This window comes from Actinoplanes sp. NPDC051851 (genome assembly GCF_040681165.1).
Lineage (GTDB): Bacteria > Actinomycetota > Actinomycetes > Mycobacteriales > Micromonosporaceae > Actinoplanes.
The window spans coordinates 172,080-192,245 of sequence record NZ_JBFAYF010000008.1; the positions used below are offsets into that span (position 1 = coordinate 172,080).

Annotated in this window: 18 protein-coding genes; 9 read left to right on the forward strand and 9 right to left on the reverse strand. The window is 72.3% G+C overall.

Features of this window, described 5'->3' with window-relative positions; translation table 11 throughout:
* Positions 1–44: 44 nt before the first annotated feature.
* Together AB0M08_RS11130 and AB0M08_RS11135 are read right to left on the reverse strand one after the other, a co-directional pair.
* Positions 45–1,187, reverse strand: coding sequence for a PP2C family protein-serine/threonine phosphatase (locus tag AB0M08_RS11130; protein ID WP_364491537.1), 1,143 nt, complete (start codon positions 1,185–1,187; stop codon positions 45–47).
* A gap of 96 nt (positions 1,188–1,283) precedes the next feature.
* Positions 1,284–1,673, reverse strand: a complete 390-nt coding sequence (locus tag AB0M08_RS11135; protein WP_364491539.1) for an ATP-binding protein — start codon at positions 1,671–1,673, stop codon at positions 1,284–1,286.
* A gap of 108 nt (positions 1,674–1,781) precedes the next feature.
* Between AB0M08_RS11135 and AB0M08_RS11140 the strand changes: the two genes are divergently transcribed.
* Entirely contained in the window at positions 1,782–3,599 is a 1,818-nt protein-coding gene (locus tag AB0M08_RS11140) for a sigma-70 family RNA polymerase sigma factor (protein WP_364491541.1), read from the forward strand.
* Positions 3,600–3,608: 9 nt separating this feature from the next.
* Positions 3,609–4,607, forward strand: a complete 999-nt coding sequence (fgd, locus tag AB0M08_RS11145; RefSeq protein ID WP_364491543.1) for a glucose-6-phosphate dehydrogenase (coenzyme-F420) — start codon at positions 3,609–3,611, stop codon at positions 4,605–4,607.
* A gap of 774 nt (positions 4,608–5,381) precedes the next feature.
* Here the strand turns inward: fgd and AB0M08_RS11150 are convergent.
* The 5 genes from AB0M08_RS11150 to AB0M08_RS11170 all read right to left on the reverse strand — a co-directional run bounded on the left by AB0M08_RS11150 (position 5,382) and on the right by AB0M08_RS11170 (position 11,530).
* The gene (locus AB0M08_RS11150; RefSeq protein WP_364491545.1) at positions 5,382–6,725 is read right to left on the reverse strand and encodes a pectinesterase family protein; all 1,344 of its coding nucleotides are present in this window, start codon (positions 6,723–6,725) and stop codon (positions 5,382–5,384) included.
* Positions 6,726–6,847: 122 nt separating this feature from the next.
* Positions 6,848–8,035 (reverse strand): VWA-like domain-containing protein, encoded by a 1,188-nt coding sequence (locus AB0M08_RS11155; protein ID WP_364491547.1) that lies wholly within the window; start codon positions 8,033–8,035, stop codon positions 6,848–6,850.
* Positions 8,032–9,222 (reverse strand): MoxR family ATPase, encoded by a 1,191-nt coding sequence (locus AB0M08_RS11160; protein ID WP_364491549.1) that lies wholly within the window; start codon positions 9,220–9,222, stop codon positions 8,032–8,034. The genes AB0M08_RS11155 and AB0M08_RS11160 overlap by 4 nt, the downstream gene beginning before the upstream one ends.
* Positions 9,223–9,254: 32 nt before the next feature.
* Complete coding sequence (locus AB0M08_RS11165; protein ID WP_364491647.1) at positions 9,255–10,436, reverse strand: hypothetical protein; 1,182 nt, start codon at positions 10,434–10,436, stop codon at positions 9,255–9,257.
* Between the two features lie 134 nt (positions 10,437–10,570).
* Positions 10,571–11,530 (reverse strand): glycosyltransferase family 2 protein, encoded by a 960-nt coding sequence (locus AB0M08_RS11170; RefSeq protein WP_364491551.1) that lies wholly within the window; start codon positions 11,528–11,530, stop codon positions 10,571–10,573.
* A gap of 117 nt (positions 11,531–11,647) precedes the next feature.
* Between AB0M08_RS11170 and AB0M08_RS11175 the strand changes: the two genes are divergently transcribed.
* Complete coding sequence (locus AB0M08_RS11175; RefSeq protein WP_364491553.1) at positions 11,648–12,499, forward strand: LLM class F420-dependent oxidoreductase; 852 nt, start codon at positions 11,648–11,650, stop codon at positions 12,497–12,499.
* Complete coding sequence (locus AB0M08_RS11180; protein ID WP_364491555.1) at positions 12,496–13,173, forward strand: HAD family phosphatase; 678 nt, start codon at positions 12,496–12,498, stop codon at positions 13,171–13,173. The genes AB0M08_RS11175 and AB0M08_RS11180 overlap by 4 nt, the downstream gene beginning before the upstream one ends.
* Here AB0M08_RS11180 and AB0M08_RS11185 read toward each other — a convergent pair.
* Positions 13,155–14,321: an FAD-dependent monooxygenase gene (locus AB0M08_RS11185; RefSeq protein ID WP_364491557.1), complete on the reverse strand. Its 1,167-nt coding sequence runs from the start codon at positions 14,319–14,321 to the stop codon at positions 13,155–13,157. The two genes, AB0M08_RS11180 and AB0M08_RS11185, sit on opposite strands and share 19 nt — an antisense overlap.
* An 85-nt stretch (positions 14,322–14,406) precedes the next feature.
* On the opposite strand from AB0M08_RS11185, the gene AB0M08_RS11190 reads away from it, so the two are divergent.
* The 4 genes from AB0M08_RS11190 (at position 14,407) to AB0M08_RS11205 (ending at position 17,348) form a co-directional block, all read left to right on the forward strand.
* Positions 14,407–15,057 (forward strand): TetR/AcrR family transcriptional regulator C-terminal domain-containing protein, encoded by a 651-nt coding sequence (locus AB0M08_RS11190; protein ID WP_364491559.1) that lies wholly within the window; start codon positions 14,407–14,409, stop codon positions 15,055–15,057.
* Between the two features lie 49 nt (positions 15,058–15,106).
* The gene (locus AB0M08_RS11195) at positions 15,107–16,762 is read left to right on the forward strand and encodes a sodium:solute symporter family protein (protein WP_364491561.1); all 1,656 of its coding nucleotides are present in this window, start codon (positions 15,107–15,109) and stop codon (positions 16,760–16,762) included.
* Between the two features lie 10 nt (positions 16,763–16,772).
* Complete coding sequence (locus tag AB0M08_RS11200) at positions 16,773–17,003, forward strand: hypothetical protein (protein ID WP_364491563.1); 231 nt, start codon at positions 16,773–16,775, stop codon at positions 17,001–17,003.
* Positions 17,004–17,093: 90 nt separating this feature from the next.
* Complete coding sequence (locus AB0M08_RS11205; protein WP_364491565.1) at positions 17,094–17,348, forward strand: hypothetical protein; 255 nt, start codon at positions 17,094–17,096, stop codon at positions 17,346–17,348.
* 26 nt (positions 17,349–17,374) lie between these two features.
* Here AB0M08_RS11205 and AB0M08_RS11210 read toward each other — a convergent pair whose 3' ends face one another.
* Entirely contained in the window at positions 17,375–18,487 is a 1,113-nt protein-coding gene (locus AB0M08_RS11210; protein ID WP_364491567.1) for a PQQ-dependent sugar dehydrogenase, read from the reverse strand.
* A 258-nt stretch (positions 18,488–18,745) separates the two neighbouring features.
* Between AB0M08_RS11210 and AB0M08_RS11215 the strand changes: the two genes are divergently transcribed.
* On the forward strand, positions 18,746–20,149 hold the full coding sequence (locus AB0M08_RS11215) for an alpha/beta hydrolase (RefSeq protein WP_364491569.1): 1,404 nt from the start codon (positions 18,746–18,748) through the stop codon (positions 20,147–20,149).
* Positions 20,150–20,166: the final 17 nt, after the last annotated feature.

Genomic DNA, 20,166 nt, shown 5'->3' on the forward strand with positions numbered 1-20,166 from the left:
CGTGAGGAACTACTCTTGCCCTGCCGGAGAGGGGTTCAATCTCGTCAGCGGCGCCAGTCCATGCAGACCATCACCGCGTCGTCCTCCGGCTCGTGGCCGGCGTGAAACTCGCGCAGACCACGCATCACGGTACCCACCGCCTCGGTGGCGGGCTGCAGCCGTGTCCTTCGCAACGCGCTGAGCAGGGCGGATTCCCCGAAAGTGGTGGTGCCGCCGGGTGCCGCGGCGTGAACTCCGTCACTCACCACGAGCAGCCGGTCGCCGGGTTCCAGACGGAACCGCTGAATCTCGTAGTGCGCCTCGGCGAACATGCCGAGCGGGAGCTGCTGCTCCAGGCGTACCTGGGTGACGTCGCCGCCGCGGGCGATCAGGCACTGCGGCGAGCCGGCGTCCACCGCGTCCACCCAGCCGCTGACCAGGTCGATCTCCAGCAGCAGGGTGGCCGCGTGCAGCGCGCCGTTGAACCGGGCGTGCACCGCGTCGGAGGCCTGCTCGGCCTGCTCGACGATGTCGGCGCCGCGGCGGCGGGCGTTGCGCATCGCGTTCACGGCGAGCGCGGAGAGCATCGCGGCGTCCATGCCGTACCCGTCGCCGTTGAGCACCGTGACGGTGAGCCGGTCGCCGGTGAGCGCCCAGTCGAAGTGGTCGCCGTGCACGTCGTACGCCGGCTCCAGCTGCCCGGCGAGCAGGAACCGGTCGTCACCGAGCGAGCGCCCGGGCAGCAGGTCCCACTGCAGCTCGGCGGCCATCGTCAGGCGTTCCCGGCGCCGGGCACGGCGGTACCGGTCGGTGCTGGTGTCGGCGCCGCGCAGGGCGACCGCGAGCTCGTCGGCGATCGCGGCGATCTGGTCGTGCTGTTCGGGATCGGGCGGCCGGGGCACCTCCAGCCGGAGGACGCCGAGCCGCTCGCCCCAGCAGGTCAGCGGCAGGTGCAGCCGGGTGTGCCCGGCGACGGTGCTCTCCCGGCCGGGCCGCTGGCTGCCCAGGCAGCGCATCGCGGCCGGATCGGCGTCCGGGCCGGAGCCGCCGAGTAGCGGGCAGAGGCGGGTGTGGGACAGGTCGGCGAGCAACAGCTCGATCCGTTCGGCCGCGAAGTGTCGGCGCAGATGCTCGGCTGCGGCCTCGGGCAGGCGATCGGGCGGGGTGGCACGCAGCAGCGCACCCACGGGAACCGGACGGTCGGACATTCGCACACTCCTCTCGGACCATTATTTGTTATACGGCAAGTATTTTCGCGAGGGCAGGGCAGCATGCCCCCTTCGCGGGGGAGCCGGCCCGTGCTCTCAGGCGAACGACTTCTCGAAGTGGATCAGGCTGCCGGTACGCGGGCTCGACTGCATCCGCACGTTCTCACCGAGCGCCCGGATCAGGAACAGGCCACGACCGTGCTCGCCGTCCGAGGTGGGCGCTGCCGACGCGGTCTCCGGGTCGAAACCCGTGCCCTCGTCGACCACGTCGATGGAGCAGCGGGTGTCGTGCACGTCGAGGTGGACCTCGAAGTTCTCCGCGCCCTCGGCGTGCTTCACCACGTTGGCGCACGCCTCGGTCAGCGCGATCTCGAGGTCGGAACCGGCCTGACGGTCGACCCGGAGGATCGACAGCGCGCTCCGGAGCAGCCGGCGCACCGCGGGGACACTGTCCACCTCGCGGGGAAGATTCAGCCGAACCGACATGCGCATGGTGTTTTCTGTGCCCGATCGGCTCACTCGTTAACCGTCCCCGTTTCGTGTTATCCATGGTGCCCGCACCCGTCTCCCTATCCGGGCTGATGAAGGAGGGTCATGGCAGGGCAGGTTGACAAGGCGACCGTTGTGGCTGCTCAGGCGGGTGACGCGGGGGCGATCGACCGGCTGGTGGCCGGGTGTCTGCCGCTGGTCTACACCATCGTGGGCCGGGCGCTGGAGGGTCACGCCGACGTCGACGACGTGGTGCAGGAGACGATGATCCGGGTGCTGCGGAACCTCGGCGACCTCCGCGATCCCGAGTCGTTCCGCTCCTGGCTGGTGGCGATCACGGTCCGCCAGGTCCGGGACCGCTTCCGCCGGCGTCAGGTCGCCCCGGACACCCTGCTCGACGCGGACCTGCGCGATCCCGGCGCCGACTTCACCGATCTGGCGATCACCCGGCTCGAACTCTCCGGTCAGCGCCGGGAGACCGCCGAGGCGACCCGCTGGCTCGACGAGGAGAACCGCGAACTGCTCTCGCTCTGGTGGCTGGAGGCCTCCGGCGAACTCACCCGGGACGAGATCGTCGACGGCACCGGCCTCGGCCGCCAGCACGCCGCGGTCCGGATCCAGCGGATGAAGGCTCAGCTGGAGACCGCCCGCGCGGTGGTCCGGGCGTTGCAGTACAGCCCGCGGTGCCCGGAACTGGCCATGCTGCTCGCGCCCTGGGACGGCCGTCCGGGAGCGCTCTGGCGCAAGCGCATCGCCCGGCACACCCGGGACTGCCGGCCCTGCTCGCCCGCCTGGCAGGACCTCGTCGCCGCGGAGCGGCTCCTCGCCGGCCTGCCGCTCCTGCTGCCTCCCGTCACCCTCTCCCACCTCATTGCGGGTACGCCCTCCGCGGCCGTGTCGCCAGCCTCCTCCGCCGTCGCCAAGGTGGGCGTCAGCGTGGCCCAGAAGGCGCTGGTCGGCGCTCTCTCCGTGGGCATCGTCGCGGGCGGTGGCGCGGTGGCCGCCTACGCGACACGCGCCGACGACGTGCCGGCCGCGCTGGTCACCTCGTCGTCGCCCGCGTCGGCCGTCGCGGCGTCCCCGGCGTCCCCGGCCGCGTCGCCCTCCCCGGCCCGGCCCTCGTCGGCGGCCCCCTCGTCGCCGGCCCCGAGCCGTACGTCGGCGGCCGCGGCCGCGGTGCCCGCCTCGCTCTCCGCGAAGAAGGGCGTCGGGGTCTGGAAGTTCACCGGGTCCAAGGCGGCGCTCAAGGACGTCGGTGCGGGCTGGTACTACGACTGGGCGCCGAACGACGACGAGGTCCCCGGGCCGTCCGGCGTCGAGTTCGTGCCGATGATCTGGGGCGCCGCCAACGTCACCACGGCCACCCTGAAGCAGGCGAAGTCCGAGGGCGACGTGCTGCTCGGCTTCAACGAGCCGGACATGAGCGGGCAGGCGAACATGAGCGTCGAGGACGCGCTCGCGCTCTGGCCGAAGCTGGAGTCGACCGGGATGTACCTGGTCAGCCCGGCGGTCGCGTACGGCGGGGACACCGAGGGCGGCTGGCTGGACCGGTTCATGACCGGCGCCTCCTCCTCGGGGCTGCGCGTCGACGCGATCGCGATCCACTGGTACGGCTCCGACTTCAGCGCGGCCGCCGTCGACCAGTTCCTCGGCTACGTCGACGCGGTCCACGAGCGCTACGGCAAACCGATCTGGATCACCGAGTTCGGGCTGATGAACTTCAGCGGCTCACCGAAGTACCCGACCGGCGCGCAGAAGGTCACCTTCATCAAGGGCGCCACCCGTGGTCTGGAGAAACGCTCCTACGTCGAGCGGTACGCCTGGTTCGGCCTGCCCGCCGTGGGGGACAGCGTGGACTTCGGGCTCTACCGGGACGGCACGACCCCCACCGAGGCGGGTGAGGCGTACCGGTCCGCGGGTTAGTCTTCGTTCATGATTCGGTTCGGGTACAAGGCGTCGGCGGAGCAGTTCGCGCCGGCTGAACTGCTCAGGTACGGCATCCTCGCGGAGGAGCTCGGCTTCGACTCGGTCTTCGTCAGCGACCACCTGCAGCCGTGGCGGCACGACGGCGGGCACGCGCCGGCCGCCCTGCCCTGGCTGGGGGCGCTCGCCGCGCGTACCGAGAAGGTGTTGATCGGAACGAGCGTGCTGACGCCCACCTTCCGCTATCACCCGGCGGTCGTCGCACAGGCCTTCGCGACCCTGGGCTGCCTCGCGCCGGGCCGCGCGATCCTCGGCGTGGGCTCCGGCGAGTCGCTCAACGAGGTGCCGCTCGGCACCGCCTGGCCGGAGGGCAAGGAACGCTTCGCCCGGCTGAAGGAGGCGGTCCTGCTGATCCAGAAGCTCTGGGCCGAGGACCGGGTGACGTACGAGGGGCAGTTCTACAAGACCGAGAACGCCACCATCTACGACAAGCCGTCGACGCCGGTGCCGATCTACATCGGCGCGTCGGGCCCGGCGGCGACCCGGCTGGCGGGGCGGATCGCGGACGGCTTCATCACGACCAGCGGCAAGGGGCACGCGCTCTACACGGACACGCTGCTCCCGGCGGTGACCGAGGGCGCCGAGAAGGCCGGCCGCAAGATCGACGACCTGGACCTGCTGATCGAGGTGAAGGTCTCGTTCGACGAGGACCTGGAGAAGGCGCGCGACGACACCCACTACTGGGGTGCGCTGGCGCTCTCGCCGGAGGAGAAGACCGGGGTCGAGGACCCGGTCGAGATGCAGCGCCTGGCGGACGCCCTGCCGGTCTCCCGCACCGCGACCCGCTGGATCGTCTCGTCGGACCCGGAGGAGCACGTCTCGCGGATCGCGGAGTATCTCGACATGGGGTTCAAGCACCTGGTCTTCCACGCTCCGGGGCCGGACCAGGAGCGCTTCCTCCGCCTCTACTCCGACGAGATCCTGCCGCGCCTGCGCGCCCGTTCCTAGCTCCAGCGGCCTCGTCCGCGCCCGCTCCTGGCTTTCGGCGCCGCCCGCTCCTGGCTTTCAGTGCCGTGCCGCGGCGTCCGCTCCGGGCTCGTGGCGCCGCGGCTTCGTCCGGGCGGGCGGCGGCGCGAGGTGGGCGGTTCCGGGCGGGGGATCACTCACTCCGGGCGGTCAAGCTTGATCCCTGCGTGAGCGATCCCCCGCCCGGAACCTGTGTCGGTGGCGCCTCGTGCCGCGGCGCCGGGCCGTTCGGCTGCGCCATTCCGGAGGGCTCATTCGGGGGCGGTGAGTGGACCCATTCCAGAAAGGCGACCGGGCGGCTACCTTCCGTGGTTATTTTCGTGAAGTTAATTAATTCACGATCATTTATGTAATGTGCGGCGGGCGGTGCGGTGATCTATTCATGTCGAGCTATTCGTGGCGGCGTGGTGGCGCAACCGTTCCGCCAGGTGTTCAAGGTCGACCGGGCCGCCGGGCCGCCGGGCCGCCGGGCCGCCGGGCCGCCGGGTGGCCCGTTCAGCGTCGTTCGTGTGCGGCGCCCGTCTCGGGCTGATGGTGTGCGTGGGGTGAGGGAGGGCCGGACCGCGGCGGGCAGCGCCGCGGTCCGGAGTCGCTTCAGCCGGCGGGGTGGGGCGTGTGCCGGCTGGGAAGCGGGCCGGGGGTGGTCGAGCGGGCTCGGTGGCCCCCGGGTGTCTCCAGGCTAGTGAGTCGCTCCTGAGAGCCGGCTGCCAAGGGGCGGGCGGGAGGCGCGCCGGGTGGCCCCGCGTGCGGGTGGGGTCAGGAGGTCTGGGCGGAGGGGCCGTGGTTGGCGTACTCCCAGAGGCGGTTGAAGAGGGGGTCGGTCAGGGAGCGCGGGAGGGTCGCCGGGGCGGAGAAGGGGCGGGAGGTGGTGGCGGCGGGGGACCACGGGGCGGTGATGGCGAAGCCGGGGGCCAGGTAGGAGTCGCGGAGGACCAGCTGGCCGTTCGGGGTGATGCCGGGGAGGTAACCCGTCGCGCTGGCGCCCTGGTCCCATGCCCGGCCGAAGTGTCCCGTAGGGGTCTGCGCGTAGGCGGCGTCCGCCTCCAGACGGGAGTGGAGGACCAGGAAGCCGTACGGGTAGGCGGGTGCGGTGTTCGGGGCGAAGATGACGCCGCCGGACGGCTTGCGCGACGAGACCAGGCGGAAGGTGCAGCCGGTGAAGACGGCGGCGGCGCGGCCGAAGACGAAGTCGGTGTCGCCCTCGATGTAGGAGTCGCGGATCGAGGCGCGGGCGATGCGGGTGGTGTCGTCGGCGTTCGTCATCAGGGTGTCCTGGCGGCTGATGATCCGCATGGTGTCGATCTGGGTGCGGTCGGCGTCCGTACGCAGGGCGAGGGCCTGATGCGTGCCGCTGTCGACCGTGTCGAGCAGGGTGTTCGTGATGGTGAAGTTCGCGAACTGGACGTCGGTGGACTGGGACCAGACGACCGTGGCGCAGAGGGCGGCGGTCGCGGTGGTCTTGGTCGCGCAGGCCTGGTACATCGGCCAGGCGGGGTCCCCCTCGGCGTAGCGGTTCGCGGCGTTGACCTGGGCCGCCCACTGGGCCGGGGTGATCGTGGCGTCCAGGGTGAACTCGACGTTCACGTCCTCGGGGCGTCCGGTGCCGTAGAGGGTCAGCGGCGGGGTGCCGGCCGGGATGAAGACGGTGCCGGTGTAGGTGCCAGGGCGGATCGCGATGGAGAGGCGGTCGGTGCCACCGGCCAGGTAGGCGGCGTCGACCGCCTCCTGGACGTCGGTGAAGACCCGCGGACCGCCGTGCGAGCCGCCGCCGATGGTCGTGGCCGAGGTCGCGGCCGTGGCCGCGGTGGTGGCCGAGGTGGCGGCCGTGGCCGAGGTGGCGGGGACGACGACGAAGTCGGGGTGGGACGGGGGCCGGACCGGGGTGGGGCGCCACGGGTCCGGGGCGGGGGAGTCGTAGAGGCCGGAGTAGGCGAAGTAGTTCTCCGGGGTGAAGGGGGCGGCCTCGTCGGTGGTGAGGATCGGGCGGGACGAGGTGCCCGGGGCGGTCTGCGGGGACGGGGGGAACGACGGCGGTGGCGGGGTGGGTGTGCCGGTGAGGGTGGCGCTCAGGGCCACCGCGATCAGCTGGGGGATACCCATGTCTAGCTCCTCAGGAATGCGCTTTCCTGCTGCTTGCATCAGAGGATACGGTCGAGCGGCATCGATGTCTGCCCCTGTGGAGGGCACGATGGAGGGCGCCGCGGAGGGCGCCGCGGAGGGGGTCAGCCGATCCGGACCCAGCGGGCCCACTCCGGCGGGTACGCCGGCGGTCGTTCCTTCCGGGCGGTGAAGAGGCCGGCGACCGTACGGCACGGCGGCTGCCGACTCGGCCAGGGCGTCTCGCCGTCGGTGAGGGCGACGATGACGTCCGGGCGCCGGCCGGCACCCAGCGCCCGGGCGAACCCGGCCCGCAGGTCCGTTCCGCCGCCGCCGATCAGCGGGATGCTCTCGGCCCGGCAGAGCGGCACCGCGACCCCGGCCGCCGCGTCGCAGGAGATCACGCTGACCAGATCGCGGCGGCCGCCGAGCGCACGCCCGATCGCCGCGACCTCCAGCAGGGCGGTGCCCAGCTCGGCGTCGCTGACCGAACCCGAGGTGTCGATCACGACGGTCACGCGGGGAGGGGACCGGCGCAGGCTGGGCAGCACCACGCCGGGCAGGGACGCGGCACGGCGCGGTGGACGACCGTACGCGTAATCGGAGGCGGAACCGGCGCCGGAGGCCGCCGCGCGCAGGGCGGCCCCCAGCAGCTCGCGCCACGGCTGCGGTGGATGGAACGCCTCCTCGGCCCAGCGCCGCCACCCCTGCGGAACGTCGCCCCGGTGCCCGCGGACGCCCTGCGCGACGCGGAACCGGACCGCGTCGCGCTCCTGATCGGAGAGACCGTGCCCGCCGTCCGGGCCCAGGTCCCACGGGCGCTCCAGGCCGTCGGCGCCGCTGCCGCAGTCCAGCCAGGTGTACCGGTCGGTGTGCGGCCCGAGGCGGAACATCCCGAGGTAGTCCTCCATCAGCCGGCCGTCCGGCAGCCGCAGCCCGCCCGGGGTGACCGCGCCGGCCGGGAACGCCAGGCCCTCGCCGTAGACGTCGTCGTTGATCTCCAGGTCGGCCGCGATGTTCATCCGCAGCCGTGCGGAGGCACCGCTCAGGCGGTGCTCGGCCGCGTACCGGTCGCCCCGCCCGTGGTGGTCGCGGAGCAGGTGGGAGACCTCGTGCACCCAGACGCCGGCCAGCTCCCCGACCGGTGTGGCGTCCACGAAGGAGGGCGAGACGTAGCAGCGCCAGTGCCGGTCCACGGCCATCGTCGGCACCCGCTCGTCCGGCACCACGTGCAGGGCGAACAGGGCGGCGGCCAGGTACGGCCGTACCCGGGTGGCATGCAGCCGGGCCGCGTAGAGCTTCTCCAGGTTCATCGGCCGGCCGGCACCCGGTCCGCGCGGCGGGCGATGCCGACGGCCCCGGCGAGCCGTTCGATCGCCTCCGGGACCGGCCAGTCGTCGCGGCGCTGGGCGGCCAGGGTGGACGCGGGGACCACGACCAGGTCGGGTGCCCCGGTCTCCAGAGCCCGGACCAGGACCGCCCAGGCCGCGTCCCAGCGTGCCCGGTCCGGGCGCTCGCGGACGGCGGTGACCAGCGCGTCCAGGACCGCCTGCCGCAGGTCGCCCCGGTCCGGGAGCGCCACGCCGTACGGGTCGGCGAGCACCGCCTCCGGGTCGGGCAGGTCCATCCGGTCCAGGCTCGCCAGCAGCTCCAGGCCGGGCCCGTCGCCGACGGTGCCGCGGACCAGTGCGGAGAGCACCTCGCGGGAGGTGCCGGCCGCGGACGCGAACGCGATCAGCCGCAGGGCCATGTCCCAGGTCCGCGGCGACGGCCACGGCCCGCCCCGCTTGGTCTCGCTCTGCGGCAGCTGGTGGATCAGCGCGGGCCGGGCCTGGAGCAGGGTGCAGACCGCGCGGCGGGCGTACGCGACCGCGTCCGGCAGCCGCGCGGCGTCCAGGCGGGGGAGTGCGGCGCGGGGCCAGGTGCCGCCGAGTCCGCGCACGACCACCTCGCTGTCGTGCGTCCATCGCAGGTGGACGAAGCGGTTCGCGAGCGGGGCGCTGAGTTCCCAGCCGTCGGCGGCCGATCCGCGCGGGTTGGCGGCGGCCACGATGCGTACGCCCGGCGGCAGCGTGAGTGCGCCGACCCGCCGTTCCAGGACGACCCGGAGCAGCGCGGCCTGCACGGCGGGCGGCGCGGTGGAGAGCTCGTCCAGGAAGAGCAGGCCGTGCCCGGCTTCGGCGAGCCGGACGGCCCAGTCGGGCGGGGCCATCGGGATGCCGCGGGTGGCCGGGTCCTCGCCGATCACCGGGAGGCCGGAGAAGTCGGTCGGCTCGTGGACGCTGGCGATCACCGTGGTGAGCGGCAGGCCGAGCGTCTCGGCGAGCTGGGTGATCCCGGCGGTCTTGCCGATGCCGGGTTCGCCCCAGAGCAGGACCGGCAGGTCGGCCGCGACGGCGAGGGTCAGCGCCTCCAACTGCTCGTCGGGCCGGGGTTCGGTGGCGGTGCTGCCGAGCAGCGCGAGCAGGTCGGCGGCGATGTCCAGGGTGCTGTTCAACAAAGATCACCTTTTGCGGGGAGAAAAGATCAAGATCAAGGGAGGTTTGCGGTACGGCGGGCAGCCGTGCGCCGCTCGAATCCGCGACCGGGACGCGTTCGCCGGTCCGGCAGGGTCTTGGGCGGGGCGTGTCCCGTCAGGCCGGCCCGGTAGAGCGCGAAGGTGGCCTGCCGTTCGGCCGCGGACTCCAGTTCGTCGCGGAGCGCGCCGTCGCGGAGCACGGCGTCCGGCCCGAGCAGGGCGTCGACCGCGTCCAGCGCCCCGCCGAGATCGCCGTGATCGAGGCGGGCCCGGATGTCGTCCAGGCTCTCCGGTCGCCGGATCGCCGCGTCGACGGCCCGCAGGCAGGGCAGCGGCGGACCGCCCAGCGTCACGAGCATCTCCTCGCGCCGGAGTTCGGCCGCGGAGTGGTCGATCGGGGTCAGCACCCCGTCGACCAGGCGGATCCGGTGCCGCGCGCCCCCGCACTCCACCAGCCGGTCACCCGGGGGCTCCGGTGGTGGCGGTGATCCGGTGAACCCGAGAGCGGCGGCCACCAGGGGATGCAGCATGGCCGGGGTGATCGCCGTCTCGCGCAGCAGCACGAGGTCGGGGAGGATCCGGGTGGACGCGTCCGGCAGCACCGGGTGGTCCGGCCGGCGGGGCCGGGGATCCCACCGCCGCGGCGGGGCGCCGTCCGCGGTGAGCAACCAGAGCCGGCGTGCTCCGGTGCGTACGATCACCGGCTCGTCGGCGAGACCGTCGGCGGAGCGCAGGATCCGCGCCTCGCGGGCCCACTGATCCGCCGGGGGCCCGTCCCGGAACCGTGCCGCCAGTGTGGCGGTGTGCCGGGCGTCCCAGAGGCACCGGTGCAGATCGAGGCGGAACCGCCGGTCCGGGTGACGGCCGTCGTCACCGGGTGACCAGAGCGCCAGGCTGATCCGCTGGCCCGCGTCCGCCCAGGCCGGAGCGGTGCGCGCGACGAGATGGACGTGCTCGTGGCGGGCCAGCGTGAGGGTCAGGCCGGGCCGGAGCAGGCCGTCCGGCGCCACCCTGGGCAGGTGCCAGCGCAGCAGGTCGGGAACGAGGTGGTGGAGATCGGCGCGGATCAGGCGCGCGATGCCGGCTCCGTGGCGGCGTACCGCGGTACGGAGATCGAGATCGACGTCGACCCGCGCGGCCGTGCAGGCGCCGGCCCAGTCGCCCGCCGCACGGCGGGCTGTCGCGGTGGTGATCATCGTGGGCGGTACGGCGAAACGCCGGACGAGCGGCCACGGAATGTGATGGAGGCCGACCACGTCAGCACTCAGCTTCGGTGGCGGGGGCCTCCTCTCGGTACGAGAAGGTCGTCATCGCGGAGGAGCATACACACCTATCGCACCGAGCGCAGGTGCCCCGATCGCGGCTGGCTCGATCGCTGCTGGCCCGATCCTGTCTGGCCCGATCGCGTCTGGCCGGTGGCGCCCTCGCCCTGGATCACCCGCAGGTTGGGGCGGCTGGGCATCCGGCGTTCCGGGATGTCGAACCGGTTGTCGCGCCACTGGCGCCGCTGGGGGGCCTCCTGATGGAAGCCGATCTCGACGACCGGGGCCACCGCTCTGGTCCGGCCGGTCATCACCACGATGCTCTCCGGCGGCGGGGCGGCCGCGGCCCGGCGCATCACCAGATACTCGCCGAACAGGACCCGCAGCGACGTCGCCAGGCCCGGTGAGCCGCCGCCGGGATAGGCGGTCGCGGGCACCTCGGTGACGAAGAGCCCGTTCTCGCCGGCGCGCACGGTGAGCAGCGGTTCGATCTCCGGGCCGTCCCCGCGGCACGGCTCGTGCCCGGCCACCCGGGGCAGCCCGACCGCCGCCGCCGAGTCCCGCCAGAACGCCCGCAGCCCGAACCCCGGATCGGTACGGCGGCAGCCGAACAGCACGCTCATGAACCAGAGCACGATCCGGTCGGCGACCCGGGCGAACCCGCCGCCGCCCAGGTTCCGCCCGCCGACCCGGTAGCGCGAGCCCTGTGCCACGTCGGCGCCCTCGCGCAGCGCCTTCACCAGCCGGGGCACCTCGGCCGGGTCGCACGAGCCGTCCCCGGGCATGGTCACCACCACGTCGCCGGTGCTCGCCGCGACCCCGCAGGCCAGCGCGTTGCCGAGGCCGGAGCGGGTCTGCCGGATCACCCGGGCGGCCCGGGGCACGGCCCGGGTCGTGTCGTCGTCCCGCCCCACCACGACGATCACCTCGGCCACCGCGGGCAGCGTGCTGACCAGCACGGGCAGCGCCGCGGTCCCGGCCGGGATCACGATGCTGACGGTGGGTGACACGGGGCGGTTCACGGCCATGACGCCGAAGCTACCCGGCGGCAACCGTACGGCAACTCCTCGGTTCGGTGGATGGTGATCATCTCGCGGCCGGAATGGGACGGACGTGCACGGTGCGGCGGTAGGGTTTTGACCGTGATGAGACTCGGGCTCCACATTTCCCGTTTCACCTGGCCGGAGGGGCCGTCCCGGTTGTCCCCGGTGCTGGCGGAGGTGGCCGTGGCCGCCGACGAGGCCGGCTTCGAGCGGATCAGCGTGATGGACCACGTCTGGCAGATCCACGTCAACGGCCCGCCCGAGGAGGAGATGCTCGAGGCGTACACCACGCTCGGCTTCCTCGCCGCGCACACCCGGCGGGCCAACCTGCTCACCCTGGTCACCGGCGTCGTCTACCGGGAGCCGGGCCTGCTCGCCAAGGCGGTGACCACGCTCGACGTGCTCTCCGGCGGCCGGGCCATGCTCGGCATCGGCGCGGCCTGGAACGAGGAGGAGTCGCTCGGCCTCGGGCTGCCCTTCCCGCCCACCGCCGAGCGCTTCGAGCGGCTGGAGGAGGCGCTGCAGATCTGCCGGCAGATGTTCGACGGCGACGAGACCGCGTACCAGGGGACGCATTATCGACTGGGCAGGCTGCTCAACTCGCCGCTCCCGTTGCGGAAGCCGCCGATCCTGATCGGTGGCGGCGGGGAGAGGAAGACGCTGCTGCTGGTCGCGAAGTACGCGGACGCCTGCAACCTCTTCCCCGGCCCCGACCTGCAGCACAAGCTGGACGTGCTCAAGCGGCACTGCGACGCGGTCGGCCGCGACTACGACGAGATCCAGAAGACGGTGATCTACCGCTTCCCGGACGAGCCCCGGGAGATCGTCGCCGCGGCCCGCGAGTTCGCCGCGATGGGGTTCACCGTGATGCACGGCGGGTTCCGCGACGTCTGGGACACCGAGCGCTTCGAGGTCTACCGCGACGAGATCGTCCCCGCTCTGGAGGCGCTGTGAGCACCATCGAGGCCGTGGTCTTCGACCTGGACGGCGTGATCATCGACTCGGAGGAGGTCTGGGAGGAGGTCCGGCGGGCGTACGTCGCGTCGCACGGCCGGGAGTTCCTGCCCGACTCGCAGGACCGGATGATGGGCATGAGCACCGCCGAGTGGTCCGCCCACCTGGCCGACGAGGTCGGGGTGCCGCTGCCCGCACCGCAGGTCGCCGCCGAGGTGCTGGGCCGGATGGCGGAGCGGTACCGCGACGACCTGCCGCTCATCCCGGGCGCCGTCGAGGTGGTCCGCGCCCTCGGCAAGGACTACCGTCTCGCCCTGGCCAGCTCCTCCGCCCGGATCCTGATCGACCAGGTGCTGGCGTCGGCCGGGCTGACCGACGCGTTCGAGGTCACCCTCTCCACCGAGGAGGTACCCCGCGGCAAGCCCTCCCCGGACGTCTACCTCACCGCGGTGAGCCGGCTCGGCCTCACCCCCGGGGTCTGCGCCGCGATCGAGGACTCCAGCAACGGCCTGCGCTCGGCGGGCGCCGCGGGGCTCGCCGTGATCGGCGTGCCGCACGGCGTCTACCCGCCCGCCGCCGACGCGATCGCGCAGGCCTCGCTGGTGGTCGCGTCGATCGGCGAGGTGACCTCGGCGAAGGTCGCCGCGCTGCGCGGTCAGGAGGCCACCGGGTAGGCGGGCAGTTCCAGGTTCGTGCTGCGCTTCGCGGCCACCCGGAACATCAGGTTGAGGAACCACTGCTGGTTGTTCAGGGTGTTCCGGAGGCGGATGCCACGTGCCGTCTTCGGAGCCAGGAAGGCGCCCGTGGTGTCCCCGCCCTTCTGGGTGCCCCGGGCGAACCTCCCGATCCGCCGCTCGTAGGCGGCGAACGCCGTCCGGTGGTCGCCGCCCGCCCGGGCCAGCTCGCCGGCGAGCACGTACGCGCAGACCACGGCCGTACCGGTGCCCTGGCCGCCGAGCGTCGCGCCGCACGCGGCGTCACCGACCAGCGCGACCCGCCCCCGGCCCCACCCCGGCACGTCGACCCGGCAGATCTGGTCGAAGTACATCGCGGGGGAGATGTCCGCCAGTAGCTCCGGTGCCATCCACCCCATCCCGCCGAGCCGGTCGCGGATGATCTCGTGCTGCGCGGCCGGATCGTGCCGGTCGTAGGTGAGCGCGGGGGAGGCGAAGGCGACGGTCACCCCGGCCCGCGAGGGGTCCCGGTGGTCGGCGCTGACCCCGATCATCCGGCCGGGCAGGTTGTGCATCACCAGGTCGGGGCTCAGACCCCACCGGTTCGGGACCTCCCATCCGGCCACGTAGTACCCGAGGTGCTTGACGAACGAGGACTCCGGGCCGAACGCGATCCGCCGGACCCCGGAGTGCACCCCGTCCGCCCCGATCACCAGGTCGAAGGTGCGCTCGGTCCCGGAGGCGAAGGTGACGTCGACGCCCCCGGCGTGCTCGGTCATCGCGGTGATCCGGTCGCCGAACAGGTACTCCGTGTGGTCCGCGCCCGCCGCGCAGAGGACGCGGGCCAGGTCTTCCCGGGCCACCTCCAGATCGCCGCCGGCCATCTCGGCGGGCCACTCCATCTGCCGGGCGCCGTTCTCGTCGACGAAGCGCATCGCCTTGCCGTGCGTCTCCACCGCGCGCAACTCGTCGAGCACCCCCATCCGCCGCAGGACGCCCAGGTGCAGCTCGCCGCGGAAGTCCACCGCCGACCCGCCGGGCCGCAGCGCCGAGGCGATCTCCACGATCGTCGGCCGGTGCCCGTGCACGCCCAGCCAGTAGGCGAGCGCCGGTCCCGCGATGCTCGCCCCCGAGATCAGTACATCCATGATGATTCTCCTCTAAAAAACTGTGTCCACCGGACGCTGTTATTTCTGTGTACGGTAGACGCAGTTACTCCGGGAGGCAAGTGAGATGTCAGCCGATTTCCTCTGGGCGGAGCGCCCGAAGCGCCGCGGCCCCAAGCCCGCCCTCACCGTGGAGGCGATCGCCGACGCGGCCACCGCGATCGCCGACGCCGAGGGGCTGGCGGCCGTCTCCATGCAGCGGGTCGCCGCCGACCTCGGCTTCACCAAGATGTCGCTGTACCGCTATCTGCCCGGCCGGGCCGAGCTGGTCGCGGTGATGCTGGAGCGCGCCCTCGGCCCCGCGCCCGAGATCTCCGGCGGATCGTGGCGGGACGCGCTGGTCACCTGGTCGGAGTGCCTGCGGGAGGCCTACATCGGGCATCCCTGGGCGCTGGAGGCGGTGATCGGGAACCGGCCCATCGGCCCGCACGAGATGGGCTGGATGGAGGCCGCCCTGGCGAGGATCCCCACGACGCTGACCGGTTCCGAGCGGATGGACACGGTCGCCGTGCTGGCCGGCCACGTCCGGGCGATCGCGGCTCAGGAGGCCACGATGGGTTCGGAGAGCGAGCTGACCAAGAGCTTCGCCGGGCACGCCGCGGAGTTCCCGGCGATCATGGCGGCCCTACGGGACACGACCGGCGCGGACAACGCGTTCCACTTCGGTCTGGAGCGGATCCTGGACGGCCTCGAGCACCTGGTGAACGGCCGCGTGTGAAGGAGATTCGGATCGGGTAGTCGAGGCCTGAACCCTGGGAGGTGGGCCCGTGAGCGGTCTCCGTCTCGACGTGCACTTCGTCGACTACCTGATCCTCGCGATCTATTTCATCACCGTCCTCGGCGTGGGCTTCATGGCCCGCCGGGCGATCAGCACCAGCGCCGACTTCTTCCTCTCCGGCCGGTCGATGCCGGCCTGGGTGACCGGCCTGGCCTTCATCTCGGCCAACCTCGGCGCCCTGGAGATCATCGGCATGGCGGCGAACGGCGCGCAGTACGGCCTGATGACGCTGCACTACTACTGGGTCGGCGCGGTGCCGGCCATGGTCTTCCTCGGCATCGTGATGATGCCGTTCTACTACGGCTCCAAGGTCCGCAGCGTCCCCGAGTTCCTGCGGATGCGCTTCAACCGGCCGACGCACCTGTTCAACGCGGTCAGCTTCGCGGTGGCCCAGGTGCTGATCGCCGGCGTCAACCTGTACGCCCTGGCCCTGATCCTGCAGGCGCTGCTCGGCTGGCCGCTCTGGCTCTCGATCGTGATCGGCGCGGCGATCGTGCTCGGCTACATCGTGCTGGGCGGGCTCTCCTCGGCGATCTACAACGAGGTGCTGCAGTTCTTCGTGATCCTGGCCGGCCTGCTCCCGATCACCATCATCGGGCTGGTCAAGGTCGGCGGCGTGGACGGGCTGTTCGACAGGGTCCGCGCCATGCCGCTCGGCGACGGCGGCCTGCACACCTGGGCGAACAGTGGCGGCACGGACAACCCGCTCGGCGCGAGCTGGATCGGCATCGTCTTCGGGCTCGGCTTCGTGCTGTCGTTCGGCTACTGGACCACGAACTTCGCCGAGGTGCAGCGCGCGCTGAGCGCCAAGGACATGAGTGCCGCCCGCCGTACGCCCATCATCGGTGCCTTCCCGAAGCTGCTGATCCCGGTGGTCACCGTGATCCCCGGCCTGATCGCGCTGGTCACCGTGCAGGGGCTGGGCGCCGAGAAGGGGGACCTGACCTACAACAACGCGATCCCGCTGCTGATGCGCGACCTGCTGCCCAACGGCGTGCTCGGCGTCGCGGTGACCGGCCTGGTCGCCTCGTTCATGGCCGGCATGGCGGCCAACGTGAGCGGATTCAACACCGTCTTCACGTACGACATCTGGCAGGCGTACGTCCGGAAGGATCGCGACGACGGGTACTACCTGCGGGTGGGCCGGATCGCCACGGTGGCCGGCGTGCTGATCGGCATCGGCACGGCGTTCATCGCGGCCGGATTCGACAACATCATGAACTACATCCAGGCCCTGTTCTCGCTCTTCAACGCGCCGCTCTTCGCCACCTTCATCGTCGGCATGTTCTGGAAGCGGATGTCCGCGTGGGCCGGCTTCTGGTCGCTGCTGCTCGGCTTCCTCGCCTCGCTCACGCTCTACCTGGGCTACCTGGGTGGCGCGTTCAGCTTCAACTCGGACCTGGAGGAGAGCTTCTGGGGCGCGGGCGCCGCGTTCGTGGTGGCGGTGCTGGTCGCCTTCGCGGTCTCCGCGTTCACCCCGCCGAAGCCGGAGGACGAGCTGCGCGGCCTGGTCTACGGGCTGGCGGGGCCGACCGTGTCCGGTGAGGTGATCCTGGCCGGCGATCGGGTCTGGTGGCGCAACCCGGTCCTGCTCGGCACGATCGCGGTCGTGCTGGCCGTCCTCTTCTACATCCCGGTCTGGTAGGAGGCCCGTCATGCTCTTCGACGTACGTACGGTGATCGGCGGCCTGTTCGTGGTCTACGGCCTGATCGTCACCGGGGTGGGGCTCTTCGACAGTGGCGCCGAGCTCACCAAGGCGCAGGGTGTCCGGATCAACCTCTGGATGGGGCTCGGGATGCTCGTCGTGGGCCTGTCGATGCTGCTCTGGAGGCGGTTGAACCCGCCTCCCCCGAAGCCCGCGGATCCGGCGGACCCGCAGGACTGATGTCGGCTGCGGAGCGGAACGGTATCCGTCCCGTTGCACAGGGTCCTCATATCTTCAAGACAGCTACCTGTGCGACCGAATACCAGGGGCATGGAAGCCCTTTCTTCAGTCAGCAGCCTCGCCCCCGGCGGCCAGCGCGGCCCCGGCTGGCAGCAGCAGCTCCGTGTCGACTACGTCGTCAACAAGGTGATGCAGACGCATCGCGGCCAGCAGGAGGCCCAGGTCAAGCAGGCCTTGACCGACCAGATGCGGGCCTTCGGCGTGATGGCGAACGGGCGCTTGATGGCCCAGTACGCCGCCGCCATCTCGTCCCTGCCCGAACTACCCCCCAACAACAAGAATTAAGACGCGTGATTATGCAAGGAGGCTAATCACGCAGGGAAGCGCAGGATCCGGTCGTCTCCGTCGTACGGGTCGCCGCGGCCGTCGGTGTTCGAAGTGGTGAGCCACAGAGAGCCGTCGGGAGCCGTGGCGACCGTCCGGAGGCGACCATACTTCTTTGTCAGCTCGGCCTTCGCGGTGCCGCCGCCGAGCGGGACGGTCCAGAGCCGTTCACCCTTCAGCGCCGCGACGTAGAGCGTGTCCCCGAGGACCGCCGCCCCGCTCGGGGACGCGTCGTCGGTGCGCCACTGCACGATCGGATCGGTGTACCTCTCGTCGCCGGCCTTCCCCTCGACCTCGGGCCAGCCGTAGTTCTTCCCCGCCTGGATGACGTTGACCTCGTCCCAGGTGTCCTGGCCGAACTCGATGCCGTACATCCGGCCCTGCGCGTCCCAGGCCAGGCCCTGCACGTTGCGGTGGCCCAGGGTCCAGACCGGTGAGCCCGGCCACGGGTTGCCGGGTGCCGCGTCGCCGTCCGGCGTCAGCCGCAGGATCTTGCCGTTCGGGTCGTCCCGGTCCTGGGACTGCGGCGTGTCGCCGGCGTCGCCCGTGCCGACGTAGAGCATCCCGTCCGGCCCGAAGGCGATCCGCCCGCCGTTGTGCCGTCCGCCCCGGTCCAGCCCTTTGAAGATCACTTCCGGCTCGCCGCCGCCGGTGAGCGTGAACCGGACGATCCGGTTGTCGTCCGCGCCGGTGTAGTAGGCGTAGACCCACCCGGTCGTGGCGTGGTCGGCGGCCACCGCGAGCCCGAGCAGGCCGCCCTCGCCGCCGGTCACGACGCCGTCGACCCGGTGGACCGCCCTCTTCCCGGTGCCCGGGCCGACCTGGAACACCTCCCCGGTCTGGCGCTCGGCGACCAGTGCGGTCCCGTCCGGCAGGAACGCCAGCCCCCACGGCACCCGGATCCCGGTCGCGATCGTCTCCGGCTCCGCGGTCAGGTCCGGCGCCTTCACCGGCCCGGCCGAGGCGGTGGGCGCGGCCGGGGCGCCGGAGACCGACGGCACCGGTGCGACCGACGGCGCGGCCGCGTCGCCGTCGGTGGAGCAGGCGGAGAGCAGGGCGGCTCCGGTCGCCGCGGCGATGAGGCGAGTGACGGTCGTCATCACTCAACCCTGCCATGATCGATCGGGCACCTTGAGGGGTGAATGCCTCATAGGCGGTAAAACCGGGCATTCTCCGGACTGGCCGGGTGGGCGCGTCCCAAGATGGGGGCCGCGTGGCGCGCCGGCCGCGCAGGGCGGAGAAAACAGGTTTTGCGAGTTCTCGGACGGTCGCTCACGCTCTCGTTCGCATGCGCCATTCTGGTGTACGCGTCACCGCCCGCCCTGGCCGGCCAGGGCCAGGGCATCCCACCGAGGGTGATGACGCGGGACCCCGTCCCGGCGGTGACCTGGTCGCCCTGCCCGGAGGACCCGGCCGTGCAGTGCGGCTTCATGCGCGTCCCGGCGGACTGGGCGGCGCCCCGCGGCACCGGCATCGAGCTGGCCCTGGCCCGGCGCCCGGCGACCGACCCGGCCCAGCGGATCGGGGTGCTGCTGGTCAACCCGGGCGGCCCCGGCGGCTCGGCGGTGAACATGACGCTGGACACCGAGTTCTTCACCCCGGAGCTGCGGAGACGCTTCGACATCGTGGGGCTCGACCCGCGCGGTGTGGGCCGCAGCTCCCCGGTGCTCTGCGCCCAGGACCTGATCGACGCCAAACCCTCCCCGCTGGTCACCAGCGCGGCCGAGTTCGCGGCGCTGGGGGCGTACAACCGGAAGCTGGCGGCGGACTGCGCGGCCCGCAGCGGACCGGTCTTCGGGCACACCGACACGGCCAGCGTGGTGCACGACGTCGAGGCGCTCCGGATCGCGCTCGGCGAGCAGCGGATCAGCATCTTCGGCGCCTCGTACGGCTCCCTGATCGGCGAGCTGTACGGCCAGTCCTACCCGGACCGGCTGCGCGCGGTGACCCTGGACAGCGTGATGGACCACAGCGTCGACGTGGACGGGTTCCTCACCCAGGAGACCGAGGCCGCCCAGGACTCCTTCGACGAGTTCGTCGCCTGGTGCGCCCGGGACACCCGGTGCGTGCTGCGCGGGCGGGACATCCCGGCGCTCTGGGAGTCCCTGGTCGCCCGTGCGGGGGAGGGCCGGCTCGCCGACCCGTACGATCCGCCGGAGAAGCTGACCGTGTGGCGGCTGATCTCGGCGGCGTTCAGCGCGTTCTACGACCCGCAGTGGTTCTCCTTCGCGCACTACCTCAAGGACGCCGACGAGGCCCCGGCCGGCGGGCCGCCACCGCCGGCGCCGGAGAGGGCCGCGGACGACGTCGATCTGGCACCCAACAGCTTCCCGTCGGTGTTCTGTGCCGACTGGTCACTTCCAGTCGGGGACTTTTCCGCGTACGTCACAAGGCTGGACGGCCTGAAGGCGCGCGCACCGCAGATCCGCGCCTCCTCGCTCGCGCTCTCCGCCGCCGCGGGCTGCATCGGATGGCCCAGCGGGCCGGCCGATCCGCAACGGCCGCTGACGCCCGCACGGATACCGGTCTTGCTGATCAGTACGCGACACGACCCGGCGACCGCGCACGCCTGGGCGCAGCAGGTCGCCGCGCAGCTGGGGCCGAACGCACGGCTGGTGACCTACGAGGGGTGGGGGCACGTCGCCTACTCGCACAGCGACTGCGTCCGCGGCGTCGTCGACCGGTACCTGGTCGGGCTGCGCCTCCCGGAGGCCGGGACGAGCTGTCCCGCCATCGCGCCCGAGCCCTACGGCATCGGCTGATCGTTGACCGATCGGTT

What these genes read in the sequence shown, in the direction of transcription:
- AB0M08_RS11130 (WP_364491537.1), bottom strand. Translation starts at nt 1,187, where the DNA reads ATGTCCGACCGTCCGGTTCCCGTGGGTGCGCTGCTGCGTGCCACCCCG.
- AB0M08_RS11135 (WP_364491539.1), bottom strand. Translation starts at nt 1,673, where the DNA reads ATGTCGGTTCGGCTGAATCTTCCCCGCGAGGTGGACAGTGTCCCCGCG.
- AB0M08_RS11140 (WP_364491541.1), top strand. Translation starts at nt 1,782, where the DNA reads ATGGCAGGGCAGGTTGACAAGGCGACCGTTGTGGCTGCTCAGGCGGGT.
- fgd (WP_364491543.1), top strand. Translation starts at nt 3,609, where the DNA reads ATGATTCGGTTCGGGTACAAGGCGTCGGCGGAGCAGTTCGCGCCGGCT.
- AB0M08_RS11150 (WP_364491545.1), bottom strand. Translation starts at nt 6,725, where the DNA reads ATGGGTATCCCCCAGCTGATCGCGGTGGCCCTGAGCGCCACCCTCACC.
- AB0M08_RS11155 (WP_364491547.1), bottom strand. Translation starts at nt 8,035, where the DNA reads ATGAACCTGGAGAAGCTCTACGCGGCCCGGCTGCATGCCACCCGGGTA.
- AB0M08_RS11165 (WP_364491647.1), bottom strand. Translation starts at nt 10,436, where the DNA reads ATGATCACCACCGCGACAGCCCGCCGTGCGGCGGGCGACTGGGCCGGC.
- AB0M08_RS11170 (WP_364491551.1), bottom strand. Translation starts at nt 11,530, where the DNA reads ATGGCCGTGAACCGCCCCGTGTCACCCACCGTCAGCATCGTGATCCCG.
- AB0M08_RS11175 (WP_364491553.1), top strand. Translation starts at nt 11,648, where the DNA reads ATGAGACTCGGGCTCCACATTTCCCGTTTCACCTGGCCGGAGGGGCCG.
- AB0M08_RS11185 (WP_364491557.1), bottom strand. Translation starts at nt 14,321, where the DNA reads ATGGATGTACTGATCTCGGGGGCGAGCATCGCGGGACCGGCGCTCGCC.
- AB0M08_RS11190 (WP_364491559.1), top strand. Translation starts at nt 14,407, where the DNA reads ATGTCAGCCGATTTCCTCTGGGCGGAGCGCCCGAAGCGCCGCGGCCCC.
- AB0M08_RS11200 (WP_364491563.1), top strand. Translation starts at nt 16,773, where the DNA reads ATGCTCTTCGACGTACGTACGGTGATCGGCGGCCTGTTCGTGGTCTAC.
- AB0M08_RS11205 (WP_364491565.1), top strand. Translation starts at nt 17,094, where the DNA reads ATGGAAGCCCTTTCTTCAGTCAGCAGCCTCGCCCCCGGCGGCCAGCGC.
- AB0M08_RS11210 (WP_364491567.1), bottom strand. Translation starts at nt 18,487, where the DNA reads ATGACGACCGTCACTCGCCTCATCGCCGCGGCGACCGGAGCCGCCCTG.
- AB0M08_RS11215 (WP_364491569.1), top strand. Translation starts at nt 18,746, where the DNA reads ATGACGCGGGACCCCGTCCCGGCGGTGACCTGGTCGCCCTGCCCGGAG.